Annotated in this window: 7 protein-coding genes; 4 read left to right on the forward strand and 3 right to left on the reverse strand. The window is 72.7% G+C overall.

Translation table 11 applies throughout. From position 1 onward, the window contains the following. The coding region (locus GTW43_RS32035; protein WP_161305480.1) for a glycosyltransferase at positions 1-697 on the reverse strand (697 nt) is incomplete at its 3' end. Positions 698-1,111: 414 nt separating this feature from the next. Beyond that, positions 1,112-1,405 carry a chorismate mutase gene (locus tag GTW43_RS32040; protein WP_161305481.1) on the reverse strand — a complete coding sequence of 98 codons (294 nt, stop codon included), beginning with the start codon at positions 1,403-1,405 and terminating at the stop codon, positions 1,112-1,114. 303 nt (positions 1,406-1,708) lie between these two features. Between GTW43_RS32040 and guaA the strand changes: the two genes are divergently transcribed. Beyond that, positions 1,709-3,289 carry a glutamine-hydrolyzing GMP synthase gene (gene guaA, locus GTW43_RS32045; protein WP_161305475.1) on the forward strand — a complete coding sequence of 527 codons (1,581 nt, stop codon included), beginning with the start codon at positions 1,709-1,711 and terminating at the stop codon, positions 3,287-3,289. Between the two features lie 58 nt (positions 3,290-3,347). On the opposite strand, the gene GTW43_RS32050 is transcribed toward guaA, so the two are convergent. Beyond that, positions 3,348-3,842 carry a pyridoxamine 5'-phosphate oxidase family protein gene (locus GTW43_RS32050; protein WP_161305476.1) on the reverse strand — a complete coding sequence of 165 codons (495 nt, stop codon included), beginning with the start codon at positions 3,840-3,842 and terminating at the stop codon, positions 3,348-3,350. Between the two features lie 116 nt (positions 3,843-3,958). Between GTW43_RS32050 and GTW43_RS32055 the strand changes: the two genes are divergently transcribed. From GTW43_RS32055 to GTW43_RS32065, 3 genes are all read left to right on the forward strand, one after another. Beyond that, entirely contained in the window at positions 3,959-4,750 is a 792-nt protein-coding gene (locus tag GTW43_RS32055) for a class II aldolase/adducin family protein (protein WP_161305477.1), read from the forward strand. A gap of 185 nt (positions 4,751-4,935) precedes the next feature. Continuing rightward, positions 4,936-6,207 carry a hypothetical protein gene (locus GTW43_RS32060; protein WP_161305478.1) on the forward strand — a complete coding sequence of 424 codons (1,272 nt, stop codon included), beginning with the start codon at positions 4,936-4,938 and terminating at the stop codon, positions 6,205-6,207. A 135-nt stretch (positions 6,208-6,342) separates the two neighbouring features. Further along, entirely contained in the window at positions 6,343-6,858 is a 516-nt protein-coding gene (locus GTW43_RS32065) for a DoxX family protein (RefSeq protein ID WP_161305479.1), read from the forward strand. Positions 6,859-6,887: the final 29 nt, after the last annotated feature.

The following is a 6,887-nucleotide window of genomic DNA, read 5'->3' on the forward strand; positions in this document are numbered from 1 at the left end:
CGGCGGCGACCTCGGCGAAGGCGTCGACGAGCCGGTCGTAGCGCTTGACCGGGATCAGTCGGCCGGCTGCCACGATCACCTTCGAGTCCAGCGGGGCGCGCTCGACGCCGGGCGCGGGCACGCCGTTGGGCACGCAGGTGATGGCCGTACGGACCTGGGGGAGTTCGGCGCGGTAACGCGCGGCGTCCGCCTCGGAGACGGTGACGAACGCGTCGAGCCGGGCGAGCGCCACGTTCTGGTGGCGGCGCACGTCCTCGGCGTGCCCGTCGAAGGAGAGGTGCTCCTGGCCGATGCGCAGATAGCGTCCGGCGCCGTGGCGGGCGAGATAGCCGTTGAGGATCGGCCGGGTCGCGATCACCACGTCGGCGTCGGTCCCGGCGAGGAACGCGGAGATCCGCGCGTCGTGCAGCGCGGTGTAGCGCAGCCGCCCGGTCCGGGTGCCGCGCTCGTGGTACATCGTGCACGGCTCCTGGGCGAGCGGGTCGTCACCCGCGTACGCGGAGCTGTCCTCGCGCAGGTCGATCAGGGTGGTCATGCGCACCCGCGGATCGAAGGGCAGCCCCGGCCGGTCGAGGACGCGGTGCACGCTGACGACCTCGACGGCGTGCCGTGCGGCCAGCGCCGCGGACATGTTGGCGGTGGCACGGATGGTGCCGCCGATGCCGTAGGCGTTGTTGAGCAGGAAGACGATCTTCAGGCGGGCCGGGGGAGTCATGTGACGGCACCCCTGCGGCAGAGGCGACCACCGGCTCGTGGAGCAGGGGACCTGAGGCGAAGGCGTGGGGCCTGTCTACGCATCGTGCTCACCGGTGCTGTCTCTGTGCTGGTGTGAGGGGATCGGGACGGGAGGCCGACCGGCCCCGGGCGTCCCCGGAGCCGGCCGTTCTCTTGGGTGACCGGGCTGCTGTCCCCTGCCGTCCGGTCACATCACTGAAGCGAGGTCCCACGACGTGCGCGGCGTGACCGCGACGTCTCATCGCTCCAGCGGAGCCACGCGTGGTTCGGTTGGCCCGCCCCTGGCTGGCACGGACAACGGGACCAACGAAGCCCGCGCCGACCGGTCACGCGCCGTACGGGTGAGGGCAGAATCGAACTCGGGTCCGCCCGGGGCTCAGATCCGGCCCCGGCACAGTTCGAGCAGCGTCATCGCGAGCGAGGTGCCGGGCCGGCCCAGCGCGTCCCGGAAGTGGCCGAGCACGTCCATCTCGCGGGACAGGTTCACGCGCCGCCCGCCGGACGCGATGCGGGCCTCCTGGATCACTGCGGACACGGCCATCCGTTCCTGGACGAGGCCGATGATCCGGTCGTCCAGTGCGTCGATCCGGTCCCGGGCCCCGGTGATCAGCTCGGCGGCCTCGTCGGTGCGGGCGCCGGTCTGCTCGGTCGGGGCGGTCTTCGGGGTCATGGTGGTCACGGGCGGGGCTCCTGTTCGGTGGACGGCCCCGGCCCGACAGGTCCCGGAAACGCCAGACGCCCCGGGCCTTGTCGGCCCGGGGCGCCTGGGAAGTGGCTTGTCAGTGGCTCAAGCAGCACGACCATGGCATCCGGCGGGCCGGCTGCCATAGGTAAAGACGAAGGTCGTCTGCGAGAACATGCCCGCAGTGTACGCCGCCCTTCTTCTCGTCCACATCCCTGGGCGAAGCTGCGCGCAGCGCACGCCCGGTAGAATCGCCCCCACGACCCCCGCTCAGCCGCCGGAAGGCAACCCGTGTCATCAGCGACCCCCGCTGCCACCACCCCCGACACCGTCCTGGTCGTCGACTTCGGTGCGCAGTACGCCCAGCTCATCGCCCGCCGCGTCCGTGAGGCCCGGGTCTACAGCGAGATCGTGCCGAGCACCATGCCGGTCGCGGAGATGCTCGCCAAGAACCCGGCGGCGATCATCCTCTCCGGCGGCCCCTCGTCGGTCTACGCGGAGGGCGCCCCGCGCCTGGACCGCGCGCTCTTCGACGCCGGTGTCCCCGTCTTCGGCATGTGCTACGGCTTCCAGCTGATGGCCACGGCCCTCGGCGGCACCGTCGACGACAACGGCGCCCGCGAGTACGGCCGCACCCCGCTCACCGTCTCCAGGGCGAGCTCCACCCTCTTCGAGGGCACCCCCGCCGAGCAGTCGGTGTGGATGTCCCACGGCGACGCCTGCTCGGCGGCGCCCGAGGGCTTCACCGTGACCGCGTCGACGGACGTCGTGCCGGTCGCCGCGTTCGAGAACGACGAGAAGAAGCTGTACGGGGTCCAGTACCACCCCGAGGTCATGCACTCGACGCACGGCCAGCAGGTGCTCGAGCACTTCCTGTACCGCGGCGCCGGCCTGGAGCCGAGCTGGACCACCGGCAGCGTCATCGAGGAGCAGGTCGAGGCGATCCGCGCCCAGGTCGGCGACAAGCGCGCCATCTGCGGCCTGTCCGGCGGCGTCGACTCCGCGGTGGCCGCGGCCCTGGTCCAGAAGGCCATCGGCTCCCAGCTCACCTGCGTCTACGTCGACCACGGCCTGATGCGCAAGGGCGAGACCGAGCAGGTCGAGAAGGACTTCGTCGCCGCGACCGGGGCGAACCTGAAGGTCGTCGACGCGTCCGAGCGCTTCCTGAACGCGCTGGCGGGCGTCTCCGACCCCGAGACCAAGCGCAAGATCATCGGCCGCGAGTTCATCCGCGTCTTCGAGCAGGCCCAGCTGGAGATCCTCCAGGAGGACGGCCCCGAGGTCGCGTTCCTCGTCCAGGGCACGCTCTACCCGGACATCGTCGAGTCCGGCGGCGGCACCGGCACGGCGAACATCAAGTCGCACCACAACGTCGGCGGGCTCCCCGACGACATCGAGTTCGAGCTCGTCGAGCCGCTGCGCCAGCTGTTCAAGGACGAGGTCCGCATGGTCGGCGCCGAGCTGGGCCTGCCGGACGAGATCGTCCAGCGCCAGCCCTTCCCGGGCCCCGGCCTCGGTATCCGTATCGTCGGCGAGGTCACCAAGGACCGCCTGGACCTGCTGCGCGAGGCCGACGCCATCGCGCGCGAGGAGCTCACCGCCGCAGGCCTGGACCGCGAGATCTGGCAGTGCCCGGTCGTGCTGCTCGCGGACGTCCGCTCGGTCGGCGTCCAGGGCGACGGCCGTACCTACGGCCACCCGATCGTGCTGCGCCCCGTCTCCTCCGAGGACGCGATGACGGCCGACTGGACCCGGATGCCCTACGAGGTCCTCGCCCGGATCTCGACGCGCATCACCAACGAGGTCGCGGACGTCAACCGCGTGGTGCTCGACGTGACGAGCAAGCCGCCGGGCACCATCGAGTGGGAGTAGTCCCCACGGTTCGCCGAGAGTGCCGCCCGCCGTATCGGTGGGCGGCACTCTCGCGTTCCTAGGTGCGCTTCATCGTGCGGACCGGGCCGCCGCCCGGGTTCCACACCTGGAGCACCAGGTACGTGTCGTCCTCGACGAAGGTCCGGCTCACCTCGGTCAGCTCCGTGCGGAAGAGGTGGAACGTCGCCGGGTCGGGCACCTCGACCTCGGCCGTGTAGCGGGCGACGGACTCCGCGTCCTCGACCGGCACCGCGCGCCCGCTGATCCGGACGTCGCCGCCGCCCATCGTCGTGCCCTCGCCCGGGTTCGCCTGCACCGCGAAGCGCGGGTCGCGCAGCAGGTCGCGGGCCTTGAGCGAGCCGGTCATCATGCCGAGCCAGAACTCGCCGTCCAGGAAGCGCACCTCCAGACCGCTGGTGCGGGGCGAGCCGTCCCTGCGCAGCGTCGCGAGGACGTGATGGGTGTGCTGTGCGAAGCGCTCCTCGACGGTCTTCGCGAACTCCGGTTCGGCGGCGGTGAGGGCGGCCCAGGATGCGGTGGTGTTCGACGTCATACGGCGAGTGTCGCGCCGATACCCGACAGCCCCTGTCGTCTATTGCATGCGTTCACCGCATTCTTTTCACAGCCCGGCTCTGTCGTCCTCGCGGTGCCGGAGGTACCTTCCGCAGCATGTCGACGCAGATCCCCGCCCCGGTCCCCACCGACCAGCTGCTTTTCGCGATGCCGCCCGTGCACACCGACCCCGCCGACGAGCGGCGGTACCGCAAGGAGCGGCTCGCCGGGGCGCTGCGCACGTTCGGCCGGCTCGGGTACGAGGACGGGGTGTCGGGCCACATCACGGCCCGCGACCCCGAGTTCGAGGACTGCTACTGGGTGAACCCGTTCGGCATGCCGCTGCGCCACGTCACCGTCGGCGACCTCGTCCTGGCCGACGGGGACGGTCAGGTCCGCGAGGGCCGCCACCACGTCAACCAGGCCGCGTTCACCGTGCACGCCGAGGTGCACCGGGCCCGGCCCGACCTGGTCGCCGTCGCCCACTGCCACTCCACCTACGGCCGCGCCCTGGCCGCGCTCGGCGAGCTGATCGAGCCGATCACCCAGGAGGCCTGCGCCTTCTACGAGGACCACGCGCTGCTCGACGAGTACACGGGCGTGTCCGTCGACGCCGGCGAGGGCAAGCGGATCGCGGTCGCGCTCGGCGCGTTCAAGGCGCTGATCCTGCGCAATCACGGGCTGCTCACCGTGGGCGACTCGGTGGACGCCGCCGCCTGGTGGTTCATCGCGCTCGAACGCTGCGCCGAGGTCCAGCTCGCCGCGCGGGCCGCAGGCCGCCCGGTGCTCATCGACCGGCGCCAGGCCGTCGAGACCCGCGAGAAGACCGGCGGCGACCTCGTCGCGTGGATCAACTACCAGAGCCTGTGGCAGGACATCACGCGCAGCGAGCCGGAGTTCCTGGCCTGACGGCCCGCACCCGCCCTGTCCAGGCAGGTCAACACGCGTCCCGGCCGTTCACCCGGGCGAGATGGGCCCGTGCGCCGGAGCGTGCGCCGCGTAAGGCACAATTCCCTCTCATCGCAAGGAAGTTGACGACAGGCGCCACGAGCCGCGTGACCGCTGTCGAACGATCTTGAAGGTGGGGCGTCGCGGTGGCGGTGCAGGAAGCCCGGCAGGGGCAGGGGACGCACGAGGGCGGCTGCACGTGCGGTGACTGTCCGCACGGCGCGCGCGAGGGGCATCGCCGGGCCGTCGCCGCGTTCGCCGCGAAGCGCGACGCGTTCGCCGCGGGGCAGGGGCTGCCGCCCGCCGTCGAGCACTCGGCCGGCGCCTCCCGGCAGTGGATCTCCGACGAACTCACCCAGTCCGCGCGGGCCGTCACCGAACGCGGCCGCGAGGAGAGCAGCGCGTGGCTCACCGCACTGTGGCCGCGCACCCTGGCGGTGGTCTGGGGCGGCACCGGCCTGCTGCTGCTCGTCCAGGTGCTCACCGCGCTCGGCGCCGGCTGGACCGCCGCCCGCTCGGCCGGGCTCGTCGCCGCCGTCGTCACCGGCGGGCTGCTCACCGCCGCCGCGCACCTGCACCGGGCCCGCGGCGGCGCCCTCGCCCCGCTCGTCGGTGAGGACAACCGGCTCTCCACCTCGCGCGCGGTCGCCGCCGCCGTCGTGCTCCTCGCGGTCTTCGCCGTGCTCGTCCTCGCCGGTGAGCTGGCCGTCGCCGACGGTGCCGAGCGCCGCGACGCACTCATCGACGGGCTCGAACTGGCCCGTGGCGCCGGGCTCCTGACCGTCCTCGCCGTCGTCTGCGCGGTCGCCGTCCTGGTCCGCCGGGTCGTCGCCCTGCGCATCGCCGGACAGCGCCTGCAGAAGGTGCGGGCCGCCCGGCCGCGCGCCGCCGACCTGCTCACCGACGACGCCGGACGCGGCAGCTTCACCGACACGCAGTACGTCGTCGTCAGCGCGGCCGCGGTCGTCTGGGCGGCGGCCCGGCTGGCCCGCCGCCCCGACCAGCTGCCCGACCTGCCGTGGGGCCTCGCCGTCCTCGTCGCGGTGTCGGCGGCGACGTACCTGTGCGGCAAGTACGCGGAGGGCGGCCGGCCGGTCGTCCTGTCCGTGGTGCGGGCCCGCGAGGCCGGAGACCTGGACGCCCCGATCCGTACCGGGGACGACATCGAGATCCGCGGCACCGGGTTCGTGCCGCCCGGCGCGGGCGGCGCCGAGCAGCTGGCGCGGGTCGCGGTGCGGATCGGCGCCGTGCACGTCCACGTCCCGCTCGTGCCGGTCCCGGGCGGCTTCACCAACCCCACCGACGCCCTCCTCACGGTGCCGGTCCCGGTGGACGTCGAGCCCGGCCGCGTCGAGGTGCAGGTGATCACGGCGACCGGCGTCGAGACCAACCGCGTCACCGTCGACGTCCTCGACTGAGCCCCGGCACCCCCCGGCCCCGCGGACCCAGCCGAACGGCCGCACGACTGAGCCGAATCGCGCTCCCGTACGTATCGTCGAGTGACGGACGGGTTGCAGGCAGGGCAGCAGGCGCGGAGAGGCGGCGGACCGGCGATGGCACACGGCATCGGGACGGATGTGCACACCAGCTACGTCGAGGGGAGCACGGACTGGCGGGACTCCGCGCAGCGGTACGCGCTGGTGCCGCTGCGGATCTTCCTCGGCGTCACCTTCATCTACGCGGCGTTCGACAAACTCACCGACAGCGCGTTCTTCAAGTCGAGCGGAGCCGGCTCGATCGGTGACCAGATGCGCGGGGTGCGCAACATCTCCGCCTTCCCCGAACTCGTCGACCTGGCCCTCAAGTCCCCGCCCGGCTTCGGCTACGCGATCGCGCTCGGCGAGCTCGCGGTCGGGCTCGGGACGCTGCTCGGCATCCTCGCGCGGGTCGCCGCGCTGGGCGGGGCGCTCATCTCCTTCAGCCTGTGGCTGACCGTCAGCTGGGCCACCGAGCCGTACTACCTGGGCAACGACCTGGCCTATCTCATGGCGTGGCTGCCGCTCGTGCTCGCCGGGGCGGCGGTGTGGTCGGTGGACGCGTGGTGGCGCGAACGCCGCGCCCGCCCCTGACATCAGCGGCTCCGCCGCGGGGCGCGACC

The organism is Streptomyces sp. SID5785 (assembly GCF_009870065.1).
Classification (GTDB): Bacteria; Actinomycetota; Actinomycetes; order Streptomycetales; family Streptomycetaceae; genus Streptomyces.

What these genes read in the sequence shown, in the direction of transcription:
- GTW43_RS32055 (WP_161305477.1), top strand. Translation starts at nt 3,959, where the DNA reads ATGTCGACGCAGATCCCCGCCCCGGTCCCCACCGACCAGCTGCTTTTC.
- GTW43_RS32040 (WP_161305481.1), bottom strand. Translation starts at nt 1,405, where the DNA reads ATGACCCCGAAGACCGCCCCGACCGAGCAGACCGGCGCCCGCACCGAC.
- GTW43_RS32050 (WP_161305476.1), bottom strand. Translation starts at nt 3,842, where the DNA reads ATGACGTCGAACACCACCGCATCCTGGGCCGCCCTCACCGCCGCCGAA.
- GTW43_RS32065 (WP_161305479.1), top strand. Translation starts at nt 6,343, where the DNA reads ATGGCACACGGCATCGGGACGGATGTGCACACCAGCTACGTCGAGGGG.